General features: G+C 66.9%; 1 pseudogene. It reads left to right on the forward strand.

The window, feature by feature from the left end:
* Positions 1-308 (forward strand): annotated as a pseudogene (locus RNC47_RS36310) (alcohol dehydrogenase); the annotation flags it as partial.
* Between the last annotated feature and the right edge of the window lie 209 nt (positions 309-517).

The raw sequence follows: 517 nt of genomic DNA on the forward strand, positions 1-517 counted from the left end.
TGGCCACGGTGGGCAACTCGCAGGCGATGGCCGACACCGTGGGCGGGCTCGCGCCACGTGGCGAACTGGTGGCGATCGGCGTGACGGCGGACCCGTTGCCGATCAGCCCCGTGCAACTGATCCAGCCTGCGCTGAGCATCTCCGGGCATCCCTCGGGGACCGCTCGCGACGTCGAGGACCCGATGCATTTCGCGGTGCTGTCGGGGGTCCGGGCCCTGATCGAGGAGCGCCCGCTCGACGAAGCGGCAGAGGCTTATGCCGCGATGGAGCACGGGCAGGCCCGTTACCGCATGGTCTTGACGATCTGATCGGTCGACGTCCTGGCCGGTCGTCGTCGAATCGGGTTATCTCGCCCCACTCGTCACAGTGAACGGGTAGCGTCGGGGCTTCGTTTGCTGGACGACGAATCGGTGGGGGCCGGGGATGACATGGAAGTGGATCACGACGGGTGCCGGGGGGATCTTCTCCGGTAGGTCACGTGGCGTTGCCCGAAAGTTCGCCCGTGATACCTACTCTG

Origin of the sequence: Streptomyces millisiae, from assembly GCF_031845425.1 — a bacterium.
Taxonomy (GTDB): domain Bacteria; phylum Actinomycetota; class Actinomycetes; order Streptomycetales; family Streptomycetaceae; genus Streptomyces; species Streptomyces millisiae.